This is a genomic window from Streptomyces sp. NPDC048182 (genome assembly GCF_043202555.1).
Lineage (GTDB): Bacteria > Actinomycetota > Actinomycetes > Streptomycetales > Streptomycetaceae > Streptomyces.
Genome location: NZ_JBIDAQ010000017.1, coordinates 71921 through 92523 on the forward strand (window position 1 = coordinate 71921; position 20603 = coordinate 92523).

Below are 20603 nucleotides of genomic sequence, written 5' to 3' on the forward strand. Positions count from 1 at the left end.
GCGATGGCCCGCCGTAGTACGAAGACCCCGCCGTCCGACGACCCGTACGAGGAGAAGATCCTCGACATCGACGTCGTCGACGAGATGCAGGGCTCCTTCCTCGAGTACGCGTACTCGGTCATCTACTCGCGCGCCCTGCCGGACGCCCGCGACGGCCTGAAGCCGGTGCACCGCCGCATCGTCTACCAGATGAGCGAGATGGGCCTGCGCCCCGAGCGCGGCTACGTGAAGTGCGCCCGTGTCGTCGGCGAGGTGATGGGCAAGCTGCACCCGCACGGCGACGCGTCGATCTACGACGCCCTGGTGCGCATGGCCCAGCCGTTCTCCATGCGCGTGCCCCTGGTCGACGGCCACGGCAACTTCGGCTCGCTGGGCAACGACGACCCGCCGGCCGCCATGCGGTACACCGAGTGCCGGATGGCCGAGGCGACCAGCCTGATGACGGACTCCATCGACGAGGACACCGTCGACTTCGGGCCCAACTACGACGGCCAGGAGCGGGAGCCGGTCGCCCTGCCCGCCGCCTTCCCGAACCTGCTGGTCAACGGCTCTTCCGGGATCGCCGTCGGCATGGCGACGAACATGCCGCCGCACAACCTGCGCGAGGTCATCGCCGCCGCCCGGCACCTGATCCGGTACCCGAACGCCGACCTCGAAGCCCTGATGAAGCACGTGCCGGGCCCCGACCTGCCCACCGGCGGCCGGATCGTCGGCCTGCCCGGCGTCCGGGACGCCTACGCGACCGGCCGCGGCACCTTCAGGATCCGCGCCACGGTGACGGTGGAGACGGTCACGGCCCGCCGCAAGGGCCTGGTCGTCACCGAGCTGCCCTTCGCGGTCGGCCCGGAGAAGGTCATCGCCAAGATCAAGGACCTGGTCGGCTCGAAGAAGCTCCAGGGCATCGCCGACGTCAAGGACCTCACCGACCGCGAGCACGGGCTGCGCCTGGTCATCGAGATCAAGAACGGCTTCGTGCCGGAGGCGGTCCTGGAGCAGCTGTACAAGCTGACGCCGATGGAGGAGTCCTTCGGCATCAACAACGTCGCCCTGGTGGACGGCCAGCCGCTCACGCTGGGCCTGAAGGAGCTGCTCGAGGTCTACCTGGACCACCGCTTCACCGTGGTGCGGCGCCGCAGCGAGTTCCGCCGGGCCAAGAAGCGCGACCGGCTGCACCTGGTGGAGGGCCTGCTCACCGCGCTGGTGGACATCGACGAGGTGATCCGCCTCATCCGCTCCAGCGACAACTCCGCGCAGGCCAAGCAGCGCCTGATGGACCGCTTCTCGCTGAGCGAGACGCAGACCCAGTACATCCTCGACACGCCGCTGCGCCGGCTCACCAGGTTCGACCGCATCGAGCTGGAGTCCGAGAAGGACCGGCTCAACGCCGAGATCGCGGAGCTGACCAGGATCCTCGACTCGGACGCCGAGCTGCGCAAGCTGGTCTCGGCCGAACTGGCGGCGGTGGCGAAGAAGTTCGGCACCGACCGGCGCACGCTGCTCCTGGAGTCGCCCGGCGTGCCGGCCGCCGTGGTGCCGCTCCAGGTGGCGGACGACCCGTGCCGGGTGCTGCTGTCCTCCACCGGCCTGCTCGCCCGGACCGCGGACGACGCCCCCCTGGAGGGGGCGGCCGGTGCCAGGCGCGTCAAGCACGACGTGATCGTCTCGGCGGTGGCCGCCACGGCGCGCGGCGAGGTGGGCGTGGTGACCTCGGGGGCCCGGCTGCTGCGGGTGAACGTGGTGGACCTGCCCCAGCTCCCGGAGCAGACGGCGGCGCCGAACCTGTCGGGGGGCGCCCCGCTGGCGGAGTTCGTGTCCCTGGAGGACGACGAGTCGGTGGTCTGCCTGACCACCCTTGACGAGTCCTCGCCCGGCCTGGCGCTCGGCACCGCCCAGGGCGTCGTCAAGCGCGTGGTGCCCGACTACCCCTCCCACAAGGAGGAGCTGGAGGTCATCACGCTGCGGCCCGGCGACCGGATCGTCGGCGGGGTGGAGCTGCGCACCGGCGAGGAGGACCTGGTCTTCATCACCGACGACGCCCAACTGCTGCGCTACCAGGCCGCGCAGGTCCGCCCGCAGGGCCGCCCGGCGGGCGGGGTCGCGGGCGTGAAGCTCACCGAGGGCGCGAAGGTCATCTCCTTCACGGCGGTGGACCCGGCCGCGGACGCCGTCGTGTTCACCGTCGCCGGTTCGCGGGGCACGCTGGACGACTCCGTGCAGACCACGGCCAAGCTGACCCCCTTCGACCAGTATCCGCGCAAGGGCCGCGCCACCGGCGGCGTGCGCTGCCAGCGCTTCCTGAAGGGCGAGGACTGCCTGTCCCTGGCCTGGGCGGGCCCGGTGCCGGCGCTGGCCGCGCAGAAGAACGGCACGCCGGTGGCGCTGCCGGAGCAGGACCCGCGCCGGGACGGCTCGGGGATCTCCCTGGGCAAGCCGGTGGCGGTGGTGGCGGGGCCGCCGCTCTAGGGGGCGTCCTCCGCGCCGGGTACGTAGCGCAGGACGCCCCACATGCCGTGCTCGTCGGCGTGCGGGGCGTCGCTCACGCACGCGTGGAGTGCGGCGTCGAGCGCCGGCGCGTCGATGCCGGCGCCGATGAGCACCAGCTCGGTGGCGGGCTCTCGGCCGGCCGGCCAGGGCTCGGGGTGGAAGCGCAGGAAGCGGCCCACGGCGTGGACGGCGTACCGGTTGCGCGGGTCGTACGGCCCGAAGTCGACGTAGCCCTTGATGCGGTAGAGGCCCTCGGGTCGGCCGTCCAGGAAGCGCATCAGGCGGCGCGGGTCGAGGGGCGCCTTCGAGGTGAACGACAGGCTGTCGTAGGCGGCGTGCAGGTGTCCGGCGTGGCTGTCGCCGTCGGCGCCGTCGTGAGGGTGGTGCAGGTCGTCGAAGGAGAGCTGGCCCAGGCGCTCCTCGCTGGGCCGGCGGTCGAAGAGCAGCTCCGGGTCGACGCGGCCGTGCACGGCGGGGACGACGGCGGCGGCGCCGGCCAGCGAGCGGACCAGGGCGAGCACGCGGTCGGCGTCGGGGGCGCGGTCGGTCTTGTTGACGACGACCAGGTCGGCGAGGGCGAGGTGCCGGTCGATCTCGGGGTGCCGGGCGCGGGTGGCGTCGAACTCGGCGGCGTCGACCACCTCCACGAGCCCGCCGTACTCGATGCGCGGGCACTCGCTGGCGAGGACCATCCGCACGAGTTCCTGCGGTTCGGCCAGCCCGCTGGCCTCGATGACGATGACGTCGATGCGGGCCTCGGGCCGGGCGAGCCGCTCCAGATAGCCGTCGAGTTCGCCGACGTCCACGGCGCAGCACAGGCAGCCGTTGCCGAGCGAGACGGTGGAGTCGCCGAGCGCTCCGGCGACGGCCATCGCGTCGATCTCGATGGCGCCGAAGTCGTTGACGACGGCGCCGATCCGGCTGCCCCCGCTTCGGTGCAGCAGGTGGTTGAGCAGGGTGGTCTTGCCGGAGCCGAGGAACCCGGCGAGCACGACGACCGGGATCTGCTGCGGAGTCGGGCGCTGCCCCACCTGCGACCTCTCTCTCACCTGCGCGTACGTCTCACGTCCGGCCCAGGATACGAGCCGGCGGCACGGCCACCGGTGCCGCCGGTCCGACGTACCGCGCCGCCGGCCGGATGATCTTCGAGTCCGCCGCCTGCTCCAGGATGTTGGCGCTCCAGCCGACCACGCGCGCCGCCGCGAAGGTCGGGGTGAACATCTCGCGCGGCAGGCCGCACAGTTCCATGACCACGCCGGCGTAGAACTCGACGTTGGTGTGCAGTTCGCGACCCGGCTTCAGCTCGGCGAGGATCGCCTCCACCTGGCGCTCGACCTCGACGGCGAAGGCGACGCGCGGGCCGCCGAAGTCCTGGGCCACCTCCCGCAGCATCCGGGACCGCGGGTCCTCGGTGCGGTAGACCGCGTGCCCGAAGCCCATGATGCGGTCGCCCGCCAGCACCCGTTCGCGGATCCAGGCGTCGATCCGGTCGGGCGTGCCGATCGCGTCCAGGGTGTCGAGGGCTCGGCTGGGCGCCCCGCCGTGCAGGGGCCCGGACAGGGCGCCCACCGCCCCGGTGAGGCAGGCCGCCACGTCCGCGCCGGTGGAGGCGATGACGCGGGCCGTGAAGGTGGACGCGTTGAATCCGTGGTCGATGGTGGAGATCAAGTACTGCTCGACGGCCCGGGTGCGCCGGGCGTCCGGCTCCGTGCCGGTGCGCATGTACAGGTAGTTGGCGGCGTAGGACAGGTCCTCGCGGGGCTCCACGGGCGCGAGTCCCTTGCCGAGCCGGTACAGCGCGGTGAGCAGGGTCGGCACGGCGGCGGCAGCGGCGAGGGCGTCCTGCCGGCGCTCGGCGGCGGACAGGTCGTAGACGGGCCGGAAGCCCTTGGCGGCGCCGAGCAGGGACAGGGCCGTGCGCATCCCCGCGAGCGGGCCGGAGCGGCCCCCGGCCCCGGCGAGCGCGGGCAGGGCCGCCAGCACCTCGGCGGGCAGCCGGCGCAGGGCGGCGGTCTCGGCGGCGAAGGTCTCGGCGCGGGCGGCGTCCGGCAGTTCGCCGTCGACCAGGAGGTGCCAGACGTCCTCGAAGCGGCGGTGGTGCGCCAGGTCCACGGCGGAGTACTGGCGGTAGTGGTAGAAGCCCTCGCGGCCTCGGACGTCGCCGATCTCGGTGTCGGCGACGACGACGCCGGCGAGTCCGCGCGGTACCTGTGTGACAGACATGATTGCCTCCCTGTTCTTGACATGACTGTCCATACTTGACGAGTATGTTGTCAACATTGATTTCATCAACATGCACGAGTGCACATTCCCGCCGATCGATACGGTGACCCCCATGCGCGATCAAGAGCCGCGCCTCACCACCCGCGAGGCCGCCGAACTGCTCGGAGTGAAGCCCGAGACCGTCTACGCCTACGTCAGCCGCGGCCAGCTCAGCAGCCGGCGCGCGCCCGGCGGCCGGGGCAGCACCTTCGACGCCGACGAGGTGCGGGCCCTGGCCCGCCGTGGTCGCCGGGACGGCGGCGGGTCCGGCGCGGCCTCCGGTCAGGAGCTGTCCGTCCGGACCCGGCTCACGCTCATCGAGGGGGACCGGTACTACTACCGGGGCGTCGACGCCGTCGAGCTGGCCCTGCGGCACAGCTACGAGGAGGTCGCCGAGTGGTTGTGGACCGGGCGGCCCTCTCCCGGTGCCGTCCTCACCGCCCCCGAGGCGTCCGCCACCGCCGCGCGGCACGCCGCCGCCGCGCTGCCCGAGCACACCACGCCCACCGACCGGTTGCGGGTGGCGGCCGTCGCCGCCGCCACCGCGGACCCGCTGCGCTTCGACCTGTCGGAGGACGCCGTCCTGGGCACCGCCCGGGTCCTCCTCCCGACGCTGGTCGCCGCGCTGCCACCGGCCTGGGGCGGCCACCCGGAGCAGGGCCCGCTCGCCCACCGCCTCTGGGCGCGGCTCAGTGGCCTGCCCGCCGAGGAGGCGGCCCTGCACGCGCTGGACACGGCCCTGGGCCTGCTCGCCGACCACGACCTGGCCGCCTCCACCCTCGCCGTGCGCGTCGCCGCCTCGGCCCGGGCGCACGCCTACGCGGCCGTGTCCGCCGGACTCGGCGTCATCGAGGGCCCGCTGCACGGCGCCGCCGGGGGACTCGCCCACCGGCTGCTCCTGGAGGTGCTCGACCAGGGCGACGCGGGGCCCGTGGTCGCCGAGGAGCTGCGGGCCGGCCGGCGCGTCCCGGGGCTCGGCCACCGCCTCTACACCGGCGAGGACCCGCGTGCGCGTGCCTTGTTCGCCCTCCTGGAGGACATCCCCCGGGCCGCGCCCGCCTTGGCGGCGGCCCGCGACGTCCAGGCGACCGTGGCCCGCCACGCGCCGCTGCACGCCAACGTCGACCTGGCGCTCGCGGTGCTCACCGCCTCGTCCGGCATGCCCGCCACGGCGGCCGAGACGATCTTCGCGGTGGCCCGCACGGCGGGCTGGATCGCGCACGCGCTGGAGGAGTACGGGGAGCGTCCGCTGCGGATGCGGCCGAGCGGCGTCTACACCGGACCGAGGCCGCCGCAGCCGGTGCCGTAGCGACCGGGGCCCGCGCGGCGTCGGGCCGTGCCCCGGTGCCGGGTGTGCCGTGCGCCGTCGGCGCCCAGGTCAGGTTAGGCTCACCTCTGTGAGTACGTGCTCAACCGTCTCCCGGGACCTCGACGAGCCCCTCGAAGGCACCGCGCCCGTCGCGAGGACCTGGCTGCTGCTCGAACAGCCCGGCCCGTGGGGCGCGAAGGCGCTCACGTCGAGCCACCTCGATCCGGCGGTCGGCCGCGCCCTGGAGGCCGCCGCGAAGGGCACCGGCGTACGGATCGCGCTGATCCGCCGCCCGGGCCCGCACGCCGACCGGCACGAGCCGGCCGAGCGCCGCGTCTACGCGGCCCACACCGCACCGGACGGCGGCTGGCTGCGCGGCGCCGCGCTCACCGACCCCCGCCGCCTGCTCGGCCTGGACCTCGCCGCCCTCGGGCGGGGCGACCGGCGCGGCTTCGACAGCGCGCTCGGCGGCCGGCCGCACACCGGCGAACCGCTCACCCTGGTGTGCACCAACGGCAGACGCGACCGGTGCTGCGCGCTCCTCGGCCGGCCGCTCGCCGCGGAGCTGGCCGCCTCCGGCACCGGCGACGTCTGGGAGGTCACCCACCTCGGCGGCCACCGCTTCTCCCCCACCCTGCTGGTCCTGCCGTACGGCTATGTGTACGGCCGGGTGGCGGCGCACGTCGTCAAGGACGTCCTGTGCGGGGTACGGGAGGGCCGCGTCGTCCTGGACGGCTGCCGGGGCCGCACCGCCTGGGAGCGGCCCGGTCAGGCGGCCGAGCTGGCCGTGCGGAGCGCGGCGGGCGTGGCGGCGGCCGATGCGCTGAGCGTGGTCCGCACGGACGGTGCCGCCCCGCGCTGGGAGGTGACCGTTGCCCACACCGACGGCCGCCACTGGCGGGTCACCGTCGCCCAGAGCGCCTCCCAGCCGCCGCGCCCGGAGAGCTGCGGCGCCGCCGTCCTGGGCTCGCCGGCCGGGATGGCGGTCGTGGCGGTACGGGAGCTGAGGCTGACGGCGGCCCTGGCCGGCTGACGGCTCCGGAGACGGCCGCCCGCCCGGCCCGCGAGATCCCCGCCACACCGCCCCACGGGCGCCCGCGCCCGCCCCGTACCGTCTGGGGTATGAGTCCCACCGCATCCGCGCGCCGCCGGCGCATCCGGCTGCCCCGGCGGGTGTTCTCGCAGGTGCTGCTGATGCAGGTGGCGATCGCCGCGGGCGTCGCGGTGCTCGCCACCGGCCTGTTCCTCGCGCCGCTCGGCGACCAGCTGGACGACCAGGCGATGCGCCGGGCGCTGGCCATCGCGCAGACCACCGCCCAGCAGCCGCGCCTCGCGGCGGACGTGCGGGACACCCGGCCGGCGCCGGACGGTCCCGTGCAGCGGGCAGCGGAGCGGGTCCGCCGGACGACGCACGCGGAGTACGTCGTCGTCATGGACCGGCAGGGGGTGCGCTGGTCGCACACCGACCCCGCGCGGATCGGCGCCGTGGTGTCCACCGACCCCGGGCGCGCGCTGGCCGGCCGCGAGGTCATGGAGATCGACGAGGGCACGCTCGGCCGCTCGGCGCGCGGCAAGGTGCCGCTGCGGGACGAGACGGGCCGGATCGTGGGCGCCGTCTCAGTCGGCATCGCCTACGACAGCGTCCGGGACCGCCTGGTGCACGCCGTCCCGGGGCTGTTCGCGTACGCGGGCGGCGCCCTGGCCGTGGGTGCCCTGGCCGCCTGGCTCATCTCGCGCCGGGTGCAGCGGCAGACCCGCGACCTGGCCTTCTCCGACATCGCGGGGCTGCTGGCCGAGCGCGAGGCGATGCTGCACGGCATCCGGGAGGGCGTGGTGGCGCTGGACCGCGCGGGCCGGGTTCGGCTGCTCAACGACGAGGCGCAGCGCCTGCTGGGCGTCGGCGGCGAGGCGGTCGGCCGCTCCCCCGACGAGGCGCTCGGCGCGGGCCGCACGGCCGACGTCCTGGCGGGCCGGGTCACCGGCACCGACCTGCTGACCGTGCGCGGCCCGCGCGTACTGGTCGCCAACCGGATGCCCACCGGCGACGGCGGCGCGGTGGCCACCCTGCGCGACCGCACCGAGCTGGAGCAGCTGGGCCGGGAGCTGGACTCCACCCGGGGCCTGATCGACGCGCTGCGCGCCCAGGACCACGAGCACGCCAACCGCATGCACACGCTGCTCGGCCTGCTGGAGCTGGAGATGTACGACGACGCGGCGGAGTTCGTCGGCGACGTGGTCGGCGACCACCGGGCCACGTCGGAGCAGATCACCGAGCGGATCCACGACCCGCTGGTGGCCGCCCTGCTGGTGGGCAAGGCGACCGTGGCGGCGGAGCGCGGCGTCGCGCTGTCCGTGTCGGACCGGACCGGGCTGCCCGGCCGCCTGGTCGACCCGGGCGGGCTGGTGACCGTCGTCGGCAACCTGGTCGACAACGCGCTCGACGCCGCCGCGGGCACGCGCCACGCGCGCGTGGAGGTCGAATTGCGCGCCGAGGGCCGGACCGTGACCCTCCGGGTGCGCGACACGGGCCCGGGGATCCCGCCGGACCGGCGCGAGTTGGTCTTCACGGAGGGGTGGTCCACCAAGGAGCCTCCGGCGCACCGGCAGCGCGGCCTGGGTCTCTCCCTGGTCCGCCGGCTCGCCGAGCGGCAGGGCGGCACCGTGGCCGTGGGCGCTGCGGGGGGCTCGGGCGCGGAGTTCGTGGTCGTGCTGCCCGAGGCCCTGGCACCGCCGGACGCCGCCCGGGGAGCCGTCGGCGTCGAGGAGGGCGTCCGATGACCATCGAGGTGCTGGTCGTGGACGACGACCCCCGGGTGGCCCGGGTGAACGCCGCCTACGTCGAGAAGGTGCCGGGCTTCCGGGTGGCCGGCGTGGCGCACAGCGCCGGGGAGGCCCTCGGGCGGGTGGCGGAGCTGCCCCGGGTCGACCTGATCCTGCTGGACCACTACCTGCCCGACGGGACGGGCCTGGACCTGGTCGCGGAGTTGCGGCGGCGCGGCCGGCCCACCGACGTGATCATGGTGACGGCCGCCCGGGACGTGGCGACGGTGCAGGCCGCGATGCGGCACGGCGCGCTCCAGTACCTGGTCAAGCCGTTCGCCTTCGCGGGCCTGCGCACCAAGCTGGAGGCGTACGCGCGGCTGCGCCGCACCCTGGAGGGCGGCGGCGAGGCGGAGCAGGCCGAGGTGGACCGCATCTTCGGCGCGCTGTCCGCGCCGACCGAGCCGGGGCTGCCCAAGGGGCACTCCCCCACCACCGCCGAGCTGGTGCGCCGGTGCCTGCGCGGGGCCGAGGGGTCCCTGAGCGCACAGGAGATCGCCGAGCGGACCGGGGTCAGCCGGCAGACCGCCCAGCGCTATCTCAAGCTCCTGGAGCGCACCGGACGGGCCAGGCTGACGCTCCGGTACGGCGAGGCCGGCCGCCCGGAGCACCGCTACGAGTGGCAGCCCCGCACGCCCTGAGGGCCCTCATACGGCCCCGGCGCCGGTCAGCGACCGCACCTCCGTCTCGGCGTGCCGGGCCTCGTCGGGCAGCTCCGGCGAGGTCACCGTGCCGAGCCAGCCCGCGACGAAGCCGAGCGGGATGGAGACCAGGCCGGGGTTCTGCAGCGGGAAGTACTGGATGTCGACGCCCGGGAACAGCGACTCCGGGTCGCCGGACACCACCGGCGAGACCACCACGAGCAGCACGGCCGGGATCAGCCCGCCGTAGACCGCCCAGACGGCGCCCCGCGTGGTGAAGCCGCGCCAGAACAGCGAGTAGAGCAGCACCGGCAGGTTGGCGGAGGCGGCGACCGCGAAGGCGAGGCCGACCAGGAACGCCACATTGAGGTCCCGGGCGAGCAGTCCGAGGGCGATGGCGACCGCGCCGACCCCGACGGCGGCCACGCGCGCGACGGCGACCTCCTCGTGCGGCTCGGTGGGGCGGCGCCGCAGGGAGGCGACCAGGTCGTGGGCGACGGACGCCGAGGAGGCCAGGGTGATGCCGGCGACCACGGCGAGGATGGTGGCGAAGGCGACGGCGGCGACGACCGCGAACAGGACGGTCCCGCCGGTGGAGTCCGGGCCGCCGCCGAGGTCCAGGGCGAGCAGCGGCACCGCGGTGTTCCCGGCGGCGTTGGAGGCGCGCACGGTGTCCGGGCCGACGACGGCGGCGGCGCCGAAGCCGAGGACGATCGTCATCAGGTAGAAGCCGCCGATCAGGCCGATCGACCAGACGACGGAGCGCCGGGCCGCCCGCGCGGTGGGCACGGTGTAGAAGCGGGACAGGATGTGCGGCAGGCCCGCCGTGCCGAGGACGAGGGCGATGCCGAGGCTGATGAAGTCCAGGCGGGCGGTCCAGTCGCCGCCGTACTTGAGTCCGGGGCCGAGGAAGGCCGCGCCGTGGCCGCTGCGGTCGGCGGCGGTGAGCAGCAGCCGGTCGAAGTCGCCGTGGAAGCGCACCAGGACCAGCACGGTGAGCGCGATGGTGCCGGCGAGCAGCAGCACCGCCTTGACGATCTGGATCCAGGTGGTGGCCCGCATCCCGCCGAGCGACACGTAGATCACCATCAGCGCGCCGACCCCGACGACCGTCCAGGAGCGCGCGGCGGCGCCGGTGTCGCCGAGCAGCAGGGCGACCAGGCTGCCGGCGCCGACCATCTGCGCCACCAGGTACATCACGGAGACGGTGACCGAGGAGGTGCCGGCGGCGATGCGGACCGGCCGCTCCCGCATCCGCGCCGCCACGACGTCGGCGAGGGTGAAGCGTCCGCAGTTGCGGACCAGCTCGGCGACGAGGAGCAGCACCACGAGCCAGGCCACCAGGAAGCCGACCGAGTAGAGCATGCCGTCGTAGCCGTAGAGCGCGATGAGGCCGGAGATGCCGAGGAAGGACGCCGCCGACATGTAGTCGCCGGCGATGGCGAAGCCGTTCTCCATCGGGGAGAAGAGCCGGCCGCCGGCGTAGAACTCCTCGGCCGAGCCCTGCCGGTTGCGGCCCACCCAGGTGGTGATGCCCAGGGTGACGGCGACGAAGGTGCTGAAGAGCAGCAGCGCGAGTGTCTGGTGGTGGCCGGTCACGCCGCACCGCCCCGGGCGCCTCTGGCCAGTTCCTGGGTGTCCCAGCGCAGCTGGAGGGCGGCGCGGTCGCGGCGCAGCCGGGCGTGGCGGGCGTAGGCCCAGGTGAGCAGGAAGGTGGTGAGGAACTGGCCGAGGCCGGCGACCATCGCCACGTTGACCGCGCCGGTGACCGGCCGGGCCATCAGGCCGGGCGCGGTGGTCGCGGCCACCACGTAGGCCACGTACCAGAGCAGGAAGCCGGCGGTGGCCGGCAGGACGAAGCCGCGGTACCGGCTGCGGACCTCCTGGAAGGCGGCGCTGCGCTGGACCTGCGTGTACACGTCGGCGTCGGCGTCGGCCCGGCGCGGCTCCCGGGGCGACGGCTCCCGGCTCGCCGGCACGGTGGGGGCCTTCTCCGGCCGGGGGCGCCCCGCCGCCGGCTCGCCCCAGCCGGCGGCCAGGGCGTCGTACCAGGGGTCGTCGTATCCCGGGTGCGCGGGCGCCTCGGCCACGTCCCCGGGCGCGCCGGCCCGCTCGCCGACCGCGCCGTCGGGGCCGCTCTCGGCGCCGGCGCGGTGCTCGTTGCTTGACTGCATGCCCAAGGATGGACAGAACGGGAAGATCCCCGACCTTCCTTCCCCGGGCGCTTCACCCCATCAGGTGACCTGACCCGCTGGTGAGGGCGGGGCAGGTCACCGGGGCGCCCGGATCAGGCGTCGATGCGGGAGCGGTCCAGGGTGGCGGCGGAGCTGGAGATGAACTCCTTGCGGGGCGCGACGTCGTTGCCCATGAGGAGGTCGAAGACATGCTCGGCGGAGTCGAGGTCGGTGAGGTTGATCCGGCGCAGGGTGCGGCGGCGCGGGTCCATGGTGGTCTCGGCCAGCTGGTCGGCGTCCATCTCGCCGAGGCCCTTGTAGCGCTGGATGGAGTCCTTGTAGCGGATGTTCTTGCTCTGGAACTCCATGAGCTTGTCGCGCAGCTCGCGGTCGGAGTACGTGTACACGTACTTGTCCTGGTCCTTCTTGGGCTGGACCAGCTCGACGCGGTGCAGCGGCGGCACCGCGGCGAAGACCCGGCCGGCCTCGACCATGGGCCGCATGTAGCGGTGGAACAGGGTCAGCAGCAGGGTGCGGATGTGGGAGCCGTCCACATCGGCGTCGGTCATCATGATGATCTTGCCGTAGCGGGCCGCGTCGATGTCGAAGGTGCGGCCCGAGCCGGCTCCTATGACCTGGATGATCGCACCGCACTCGGCGTTCTTCAGCATGTCCGTCACGGAGGACTTCTGGACGTTGAGGATCTTGCCGCGGATCGGCAGCAGGGCCTGGAACTCGGAGTTGCGGGCCAGCTTGGCGGTGCCGAGGGCCGAGTCGCCCTCCACGATGAACAGCTCGCTGCGGTCCACGTCGTCGCTGCGGCAGTCGGCGAGCTTGGCGGGGAGGGAGGAGGACTCCAGGGCCGTCTTGCGGCGCTGGGCGTCCTTGTGCTGCCGGGCCGCGATGCGGGTGCGGGCGGCGGCGACGGCCTTCTCCATGACGACCCGGGCCTGCTGGGCGGCGTCGCGCTTGGTGGAGGTCAGGAACGCCTTCAGCTCCCTGCTGATGACGTTGTTCACGATGCGGCGGGCCGCCGAGGTGCCGAGGACCTCTTTGGTCTGCCCCTCGAACTGGGGCTCGGCGAGGCGGACCGTGACGACCGCGGTGAGGCCCTCCAGGGCGTCGTCCTTGACGATGTCGTCCTCGGCGACGCGCAGCAGCTTCTTCGCGCGCAGCGCCTCGTTCATCGTCTTGGCGACCGCCTGCTCGAAGCCGGCGACGTGGGTGCCGCCCTTGGGGGTGGCGATGATGTTGACGAAGGACTTGAGCGTGGTGTCGTACCCGGTGCCCCAGCGCATCGCGACGTCGACCCCGAGGTCGCGGGTGACCTCGGTGGGGGTCATCTGCCCGTGCTCGTCGAGGACCGGGACGGTCTCCTTGAAGGAGCCCTGGCCGCTGAAGCGGAGGACGTCGTTGACCGGTCGGTCCTTCGCCAGATACTCGCAGAACTCGCTGATGCCGCCGTCGAAGCGGAACGACTCCTCGCCCTTGCTGCCGCCCTCGCCGAGCCCGTACTCGTCGCGGACGACGAGGGTGAGGCCGGGGACCAGGAACGCGGTCTGGCGGGCGCGCTGGTGCAGGTGGTCCAGGGAGAGCTTGGCGTCCTTGAGGAAGATCTGGCGGTCCGCCCAGTACCGCACGCGGGTGCCGAGGCGGCCCTTGGGGACCTTCCGGGCCTTGCGCATGCCGCTGCCGGCCTCGAACTTCGCGTCGGGCCCGCCCCCGGAGAAGGCGCCCGGGACGCCGCGCCGGAAGCTGATGGCGTGCGCGTGGCCGCCGCGGTCCACCTCGACGTCGAGGCGGGCGGAGAGGGCGTTGACCACGGAGGCGCCGACGCCGTGCAGACCGCCGGAGGCGGCGTAGGAGCCGCCGCCGAACTTGCCGCCCGCGTGCAGCTTGGTCATGACGACCTCGACGCCGGACAGGCCGGTCTTGGGCTCGACGTCGACCGGGATACCCCGGCCGTTGTCCCGCACCTCGACCGAGCCGTCGTCGTGGAGGACGACCTCGATGCGGTCGCAGTGGCCGCCCAGGGCCTCGTCGACGGAGTTGTCGATGATCTCCCACAGGCAGTGCATGAGGCCACGGCTGTCGGTCGATCCGATGTACATGCCCGGACGCTTGCGCACGGCCTCGAGCCCCTCGAGGACGAGCAGGTGCCGCGCGGTGTAATTGGATCCGTCCCGGTCTGCTCCTGCCAGCAGCGCAGTGGACGGCACGGACGTATCGGCGGTCACGCGGTTCGCTCCTCGCTGAATTTCAGATGGGGCCCCGCTGGGTAAGGGCGCGGCGCTGTTCACCGGTCAGAGGGTACAGACGCCTGGTAGAGCCGTTGTCACGCCACCCGCGCCCGGATCTCAGCCTAGTCCACGGTCGCATGCCTGTTCGATCCCTCGATGGAGTGAAGCGCACATCACGTTCCATTGGAGGCATGAACCATTTAGGCTCCGGGCACGTCCTCAGCAACAAACCGGCAATCCAGCCGGCGGGACAGGACCCTGACCGACAGCGCGAAACCGTACGACACACAGACACGCACTACGGCACATTCGCCGCCAACCGGCGACAGCCGGCCGCCTCGGAAGAAAAGTTCGAGGAAAAGCCACGAGCGGGAACGTTTTGGGGCTGGTTGGATGTTGACCCTGGTACGACAGCTCGTCGAGCTAGAGAAGAGGCGACGTGACTACTGTTCTGACTTCCGCAAGCCCGCTGACGGCCGCCGACCGATGCGACCGCTGCGGCGCCCAGGCATACCTGCGCGTCGTCCTGCTGAGCGGCGGAGAACTGCTCTTCTGCGCCCATCACGGACGCAAGTTCGAGCCGGAACTCAAGAAGATCGCCGCTGAGATACAGGACGAGACGGAGCGGCTGACGGCCGTTCCGGAGTCTTCCCCCGAGGAAGAGCGCTAGGCACTACGCGTCCGACGACGAGCGAGTCGGCACAGGCCGACACAACGGGCGGCCGTCCCCCGTCAACGGGGACGGCCGCCCGTGCTCGTGTCCGGGACCTCCAGAGCCTCTCAGCGGGCCTCACAGGGACCGTCGGCCACCCGGGCCGGGGTCACCACCCCAGCGTCCGCAGCGCGGCGGAGACGCGCGTGTAGACCCCGGGACTGCCCGGACGGGCGCAGCCGCTCCCCCACGACACCAGGCCGACGAGGCGACCCCGCGCGACCAGCGGCCCGCCGCTGTCGCCCTGGCAGGCGTCCCGGCCGCCCTCCTCCTCGCCCGCGCACAGCATGGAGCCGGACAGGTACCTGCCGTCACCGCTGCCCGGGTACGCCCGGCGGCAGAGCGAGTCGGCGAGGACGTGCACGCGTCCCGCGCGCAGCCCGTTCGCGTACTCCCCGGCGCCCGAGGTGTCCCCCCAGCCGTAGACCAGCGCCTCCGTGCCGGCCGCGTAGGCGGTGTCGCCCTCGGCCGCCATCCCGATGGCGGAACCCTCCGGCAGCGCCTCGGACAGGGTGAGCACGGCGAAGTCACCGGCCTTGGAGACGGTGTCGTACGCCGGGTTCACCCAGACGCCGCGTACGGGGATCTCACGGCCGGCGTCCGCGCGCAGGTCCGTGCGGCCCGCGATGACCTTGAGGTCGGGCACGCGGTCGGGCGGCGAGCCGAGCACCTCCTCGCGCAGGCAGTGGGCCGCGGTGAGCACGGTGGTGCGGCCGACGGCCACTCCCCCGCAGAACTGACCCGCCCGGCTACCCCCGAACCGGTCACGGCTGGACAGGGCCACGGTCCAGGGACTCTCGGACACGTCGACCGGAAAGCCCCCGACGACGATGCTGTCGGCGGCTGCGGGCACGGCGGACACCAGCGGTATCGCGGTGGCGGCGGCCGCCAAGACCAGCGGCCGGGCCAGGGCCCGGGTGAAGAGGCGACGCATGCAGGCTCCTCACTGCGAGTGGTGATGGAGCACCCAGAGTCATGCAGCGGGTCCGGCCCCGCACCCGCTGGGCATGCGAAGGGCCCGGCTCCGCGGGTGGCGGAACCGGGCCCCGGGCGTCGTGCGCGACCTAGTCGAGGTAGTCGCGCAGCACCTGGGAGCGCGACGGGTGGCGCAGCTTCGACATGGTCTTGGACTCGATCTGGCGGATGCGCTCGCGCGTCACGCCGTAGACCTTGCCGATCTCGTCCAGGGTCTTCGGCTGGCCGTCGGTGAGGCCGAAGCGCATGGAGACCACGCCCGCCTCGCGCTCGGACAGGGTGTCGAGCACCGAGTGCAGCTGCTCCTGGAGGAGGGTGAAGCTGACCGCGTCGGCCGGGACGACGGCCTCGGAGTCCTCGATGAGGTCGCCGAACTCGCTGTCGCCGTCCTCGCCGAGCGGGGTGTGCAGGGAGATCGGCTCGCGGCCGTACTTCTGGACCTCGATGACCTTCTCCGGGGTCATGTCGAGTTCCTTGGCCAGCTCCTCCGGGGTGGGCTCGCGGCCCAGGTCCTGGAGCATCTGGCGCTGCACGCGCGCGAGCTTGTTGATGACCTCGACCATGTGCACCGGGATGCGGATGGTGCGGGCCTGGTCGGCCATGGCGCGGGTGATCGCCTGCCGGATCCACCAGGTGGCGTACGTGGAGAACTTGTAGCCCTTGGTGTAGTCGAACTTCTCGACCGCGCGGATCAGACCGAGGTTGCCCTCCTGGATGAGGTCCAGGAAGAGCATGCCGCGGCCGGTGTAGCGCTTGGCCAGGGAGACCACCAGGCGGAGGTTGGCCTCCAGGAGGTGGTTCTTGGCGCGGCGGCCGTCCTCGGCGATGATCTCCAGCTCGCGCTTGAGCTTGGGGGCGAGCTTGTCCGAGTTGGCCAGCTTGTCCTCGGCGAACAGCCCCGCCTCGATGCGCTTGGCCAGCTCGACCTCCTGCTCGGCGTTGAGCAGGGGGACCTTGCCGATCTGCTTGAGGTAGTCCTTGACCGGGTCGGCGGTGGCGCCCGCGGCGGCGACCTGCTGGGCCGGCGCGTCGTCCTCGTCGTCGTCGGACAGGACGAAGCCCGCCTGCTCGGCTCCCTCGGCGGGCTCCTCGGTGGCGGCCTTCGGCTCCTCGGCCGCCTCGTCCTCGGGAAGCTCGCTGTCCTCCTTCTTGGCGGCGGTCTTCTTCGCGGCCGTCTTCTTGGCGGTCGCCGTCTTCTTCACGGCCGCCTTCTTGGCGGTGGTCTTCTTGGCCGCCGCCTTGGTGGCGGTGGCCTCCTCCTCGGCCTCGGGCTCGGCGACGGGCGCCTCCGGGGCGGCGGGGGCGGTCGGCTTCCTGCTGGTCACCGGCTTCGCCGCGACCGCCTTGGTGGCGGTGCGCTTGGCGGGACTCTTCGCTGCGACGCTCTTGCGGGTGCGCTTGGGCTCTGCGGCACTGACCATCAGCGTCACACCCTCTTCCTCGAGGATCTGATTGAGGCTGCGCAGTACGTTCTTCCACTGAGTGGCCGGAATCTGGTCAGCTTCGAAGGCCCGACGCACGTCGTCGCCGGCGATCTGCCCCTCAGCCTTTCCCCGCTCGATGAGCGCCATGACAGAGACGGACTCGGCGATCTCCGGCGGGAGCGTACGGGATGTGCTGGCCGACACGAACAACCTCTCGGAACGTTGGAAAACGGCTTCCGGCACCGTCCGCGAGGGACGGGAGCCGACCGCCGGCTTGGGGATGGGCCGACGGCGCGGGCGGGGACTGGGGAGAGACACAGCGCCGTGAACGGCGTCTGTATTCCTTCCGCGGCTGTCACCTCTTAGGTCATCGCGCTGCCCCCACGAGCGTTACGCCCAATCCGCGTGGCCCGAGTCACACCCCGTAAGCATGCAAAACCTGTCAGAAGCGCATGAATCTGTTCAGAGAACGACACCGGAAGACGTCGGACCCCGCCGGATCGTCAGCGTCCCGGCGGGGTCCGGCGGCGGGGTCCGGCGGCGGCTCAGTGCTCGCGCGGGGCGGGCACCACGCGCTCCACCTCGGGGTGGACGGTCAGCAGCTGCCGCATGGCGGCCTCGGCGGCGCCGCCGTCTCCGGCGGCCAGCGCGTCGACGATCCGGCCGTGCTGCGCCAGCGAGGCGTCGTTCGGCCGGTCGCAGCCGGTGACCGGGCCGCCGGAGACCTGGAGGGCGGCGGTCACGATCCCGGAGAGGTGGTCCAGCATGCGGTTGCCCGCGACCTGGATGAGCAGGCCGTGGAACTCGGCGTCGGCGCGGGAGAAGGTGAGCGCGTCGCCCTGGCTCATCGCGTGGCCCATGATCCCCACCATGTCGGACAGGCGCTGCTGGACCTCTTCGCGCCCGTGCCCGGCGGCGAGCCGGGCGGCGAGCGGCTCGATCGTCCAGCGCAGCTCGTTCAGCTCGCGGCGCTGGTCGTCGCGCTGCGGGCCGAAGGCGCGCCACTCGATGATGTCCGGGTCCAGGAGATTCCAGTCGCTCACGGGTCGTACCCGCGTGCCCACGTTCGGGCGGGCGCTGACCAGGCCCTTGGCCTCCAGGACGCGCAGCGACTCGCGGACGACGGTCCGGGACACCTCGAAACGCTGGCCGATCTCCTCGGGCACCAGCGGCCGGTCGGCGCCCAGGTCGCCGGAGACGATCATCTGACCCAGCTGCTGGACGAGTTGTCCGTGCAGCCCGCGACCGCGGCTGCCCGCGGTGCGCCGGCCCACGCGGCCGAGGTCGGATTCCACCCCTTCCCAGGCGGGTGTCCCGACACGGTCGACGGCGGGCGCCTCCGCGAAGGGGTAGCGGTCGAGTTCGCCCGGGGTCGCGAGGCCGGAGTCGGCGGAGCGGGCGGCGGTCATCATGGTGTGCGCAAGGGTACTCACGCATCCTTTGTCGGCGCCGGTTCCAACTCCCTTGAGGTCTTTGGTGAAAAGCACACGAAAGGGTGATCGCTCACCCCGTCGCAATTGACGCCTTATCGGAAAGAATTGGGCTTTCCCCGGGGAGTTGTGCACATCGTCGGACCGCGGCCGTCACCGAGCGCGACGGCGCAGGGTGGTCAGGAGGTAGGCGCAGAGCAGCGTGGTCAGCGACAACGTCATGGCCCCGCCCACGGGTTGGCCCAGCACCCGCAGCACCTCGGCCACCTGACGCTGCCCGCCGAAGGGCCACTGCGTGAGCAGCGTCTCGCGCACCCGGAGCGGCAGTCCGGCGGCGTCTCGCACGGACGGCCCGCCCCAGAGCTTCTGTACGAGCGGTACGCCGAGGACGGGCACGGCGACCACCGCGGCCAGTCCGGCCGTCGTGGACCGGAAGACGCCCGCGGCCAGCACGCCGGACCACGCGCAGCCGACGACGAGGGCGAGCCAACCGGCGCCGAGCGCCGGCCAGTCGGCGGGGACCCGGCTCAGTTCCCGCCCGTAGAACAGGTGCAGCAGCGCGGCGTCCCCGCCGACCGTGAGCGCGGCGAGGATCAGCGCGACGACGCCGGAGACGAGGAGCTTGGCGGTCAGCAGCCCCATGCGACGGGGCACCGTGCCGCGGTCGGCGGCCAGGGCGGGGTGGCGGAACTCGTCGCCGGAGGCCAGCGCGCCGAGCAGCCCGGCGCCGAGTGCGGCGGGCGGCAGCGGCAGTTCCCTCGGCCAGGCCGCCAGCAGGCGCGGCTGGGGGGTGTGCCCGACGCGCGCGAGGACCACGGCGGTCACGGCCGACAGGGCCAGCACGAGGGCGCCGGTCAGGAAGCCGGCGCGCACCCCGGCGGCACGGCGGAGCTCGTAGCGGACCGGGGACAGGGGGCTGGGGGCGGAGCGGACGGAGATGGGGGGCGGGAGGACGGGGAGGCCGGTGCGGGCGGAGCGGGGGGCGGGGTTGAGGGAGGGGCGGCGGGAGGCGGCGCCGCCGACGGCCGGCGAGGACGCCGGGGTCGGCGTGCCTTCAGGTGCGTCGTGAAGCGGCTGGGACGGTTCGGTGGGGGTCGGTGCGTCTTCGGGCGAGGGGTGAGGCGGCCGGGTTGGCTGAGACGCTTCGGGCTGCTGTACCTCGATGAGGTCCGCGGCGACGGCGTGACCGGTCGGGGGCACCCCGCCGGAGGCCCCTCCCGCCGGTCCGTCAGCGGCGCCGGGCCCCATGTCGCCGACCTGGTCGGCCAGTTGGTGGACGAGCACGCCGTGGCGGAAGGCGGTGTCGCCGACGTCCGCGCAGGTACTGCCGTACACCGCCAGCCGGTTTCCGCCCTCGCGCACGATCTCGACGGAACGGCGGTCCGCCCGCGCCTCCTTGGTCAACAGGGCGGCCAGGCGGGCGGCGTGCGGGCTGCGGACGACGACGCGGGGGCGCAGCCGGGTGCGGGAGAAGTCCGCGGCGGCCTGGTCGGCGACGACGCGCCCCTTGTCCAGCGTGACCACCTGGTCGGCGGCGCGCGCGGCCTCCTTGGGGTCGGCGGTGGTGAACAGCACCGCCCCGCCCTGGACGGCGTGGGCGCGCAACGCCTCGTGCAGCCGGCGTGCCTCCCGGGCGCCGAGGGTGGCGGCCGGGTCGTCGAGCACCAGGGTGTGCGGGTCGGCGAGCAGGGCGCAGGCCAGTCCGAGGCGCCGGTCCATGCCGCGGGAGAGGGTGCCGAGGCGTTCGTCGCGCAGGCCGGCCAGACCGGCGGCCTCCATGACCTCGTCGCCCCGGCGGACGGGCACTCCGGCCGCGGCGCACATCATCCTCAGGTGGCCGCGGACGGTGCGCGCCGGATGCCCCGGCACGTCGCCGAGGAGCACGCCGACCTCGTGTGAGGGGTGGGCGATGCGGTGCAGGGGGCGGCCCCGGAAGTAGGTGATGCCGCGGCCCTGTTGGAGTTCGAGCATGAGTCTGAGCGCCGTCGTCTTGCCGGCGCCGGCCGCTCCGAGCAGTGCGGTCACCCGGCCCGCGCGCGCCTCGAACGAGATGTCGTCGACGGCGGGCGGGAGGTCCTTGCGGGGGCTACTGGTCAATCCGAAGACCTGGATCACCGCAGCAACATAGCGCC

General features: G+C 73.5%; 15 protein-coding genes. 6 read left to right on the top strand and 9 right to left on the bottom strand.

The features are described from left to right. Positions 1 to 3: 3 nt before the first annotated feature. The gene (locus tag ACGFZL_RS27725; protein WP_393695735.1) at positions 4 to 2463 is read left to right on the top strand and encodes a DNA topoisomerase (ATP-hydrolyzing) subunit A; all 2460 of its coding nucleotides are present in this window, start codon (positions 4 to 6) and stop codon (positions 2461 to 2463) included. On the opposite strand, the gene ACGFZL_RS27730 is transcribed toward ACGFZL_RS27725, so the two are convergent. Both ACGFZL_RS27730 and ACGFZL_RS27735 read right to left on the bottom strand, forming a co-directional pair. Next, positions 2460 to 3515, bottom strand: a complete 1056-nt coding sequence (locus tag ACGFZL_RS27730; protein WP_393695737.1) for a CobW family GTP-binding protein — start codon at positions 3513 to 3515, stop codon at positions 2460 to 2462. The two genes, ACGFZL_RS27725 and ACGFZL_RS27730, sit on opposite strands and share 4 nt — an antisense overlap. 31 nt (positions 3516 to 3546) lie before the next feature. Then, positions 3547 to 4707, bottom strand: coding sequence for a citrate synthase/methylcitrate synthase (locus ACGFZL_RS27735; RefSeq protein ID WP_393695739.1), 1161 nt, complete (start codon positions 4705 to 4707; stop codon positions 3547 to 3549). Positions 4708 to 4819: 112 nt separating this feature from the next. Between ACGFZL_RS27735 and ACGFZL_RS27740 the strand changes: the two genes are divergently transcribed. From ACGFZL_RS27740 to ACGFZL_RS27755, 4 genes are all read left to right on the top strand, one after another. Beyond that, positions 4820 to 6055 (top strand): citrate/2-methylcitrate synthase, encoded by a 1236-nt coding sequence (locus tag ACGFZL_RS27740; protein ID WP_393695741.1) that lies wholly within the window; start codon positions 4820 to 4822, stop codon positions 6053 to 6055. 88 nt (positions 6056 to 6143) lie between these two features. Further along, positions 6144 to 7088, top strand: coding sequence for a sucrase ferredoxin (locus ACGFZL_RS27745; RefSeq protein ID WP_393695743.1), 945 nt, complete (start codon positions 6144 to 6146; stop codon positions 7086 to 7088). Positions 7089 to 7177: 89 nt separating this feature from the next. Then, on the top strand, positions 7178 to 8833 hold the full coding sequence (locus ACGFZL_RS27750) for an ATP-binding protein (RefSeq protein ID WP_393695745.1): 1656 nt from the start codon (positions 7178 to 7180) through the stop codon (positions 8831 to 8833). Next, positions 8830 to 9516 (top strand): response regulator, encoded by a 687-nt coding sequence (locus tag ACGFZL_RS27755; protein WP_393695747.1) that lies wholly within the window; start codon positions 8830 to 8832, stop codon positions 9514 to 9516. The genes ACGFZL_RS27750 and ACGFZL_RS27755 overlap by 4 nt, the downstream gene beginning before the upstream one ends. A gap of 6 nt (positions 9517 to 9522) precedes the next feature. On the opposite strand, the gene ACGFZL_RS27760 is transcribed toward ACGFZL_RS27755, so the two are convergent. The 3 genes from ACGFZL_RS27760 to ACGFZL_RS27770 all read right to left on the bottom strand — a co-directional run bounded on the left by ACGFZL_RS27760 (position 9523) and on the right by ACGFZL_RS27770 (position 13927). Further along, positions 9523 to 11115, bottom strand: coding sequence for a cation acetate symporter (locus ACGFZL_RS27760; protein WP_393695749.1), 1593 nt, complete (start codon positions 11113 to 11115; stop codon positions 9523 to 9525). Continuing rightward, entirely contained in the window at positions 11112 to 11690 is a 579-nt protein-coding gene (locus ACGFZL_RS27765; protein ID WP_393695751.1) for a DUF485 domain-containing protein, read from the bottom strand. Before ACGFZL_RS27765 ends, ACGFZL_RS27760 begins: the two co-directional genes overlap by 4 nt. Before the next feature lie 113 nt (positions 11691 to 11803). Beyond that, entirely contained in the window at positions 11804 to 13927 is a 2124-nt protein-coding gene (locus tag ACGFZL_RS27770) for a type IIA DNA topoisomerase subunit B (protein WP_393695753.1), read from the bottom strand. Between the two features lie 442 nt (positions 13928 to 14369). Here ACGFZL_RS27770 and ACGFZL_RS27775 point away from each other — a divergent pair, with 442 nt between their 5' ends. After that, positions 14370 to 14600, top strand: a complete 231-nt coding sequence (locus ACGFZL_RS27775; RefSeq protein ID WP_055419847.1) for a hypothetical protein — start codon at positions 14370 to 14372, stop codon at positions 14598 to 14600. A 151-nt stretch (positions 14601 to 14751) separates the two neighbouring features. Here ACGFZL_RS27775 and ACGFZL_RS27780 read toward each other — a convergent pair whose 3' ends face one another. The 4 genes from ACGFZL_RS27780 to ACGFZL_RS27795 all read right to left on the bottom strand — a co-directional run bounded on the left by ACGFZL_RS27780 (position 14752) and on the right by ACGFZL_RS27795 (position 20586). Beyond that, a complete protein-coding gene (locus tag ACGFZL_RS27780; RefSeq protein ID WP_393695755.1) occupies positions 14752 to 15576 on the bottom strand; it encodes a S1 family peptidase in 825 nt (274 codons plus the stop codon). 130 nt (positions 15577 to 15706) lie between these two features. After that, a complete protein-coding gene (locus tag ACGFZL_RS27785; RefSeq protein WP_393695757.1) occupies positions 15707 to 17245 on the bottom strand; it encodes an RNA polymerase sigma factor in 1539 nt (512 codons plus the stop codon). A 341-nt stretch (positions 17246 to 17586) separates the two neighbouring features. After that, positions 17587 to 18474 (bottom strand): FadR/GntR family transcriptional regulator, encoded by an 888-nt coding sequence (locus tag ACGFZL_RS27790; RefSeq protein ID WP_393695759.1) that lies wholly within the window; start codon positions 18472 to 18474, stop codon positions 17587 to 17589. A gap of 150 nt (positions 18475 to 18624) precedes the next feature. Further along, positions 18625 to 20586, bottom strand: coding sequence for an ATP-binding cassette domain-containing protein (locus tag ACGFZL_RS27795; protein ID WP_393695761.1), 1962 nt, complete (start codon positions 20584 to 20586; stop codon positions 18625 to 18627). Between the last annotated feature and the right edge of the window lie 17 nt (positions 20587 to 20603).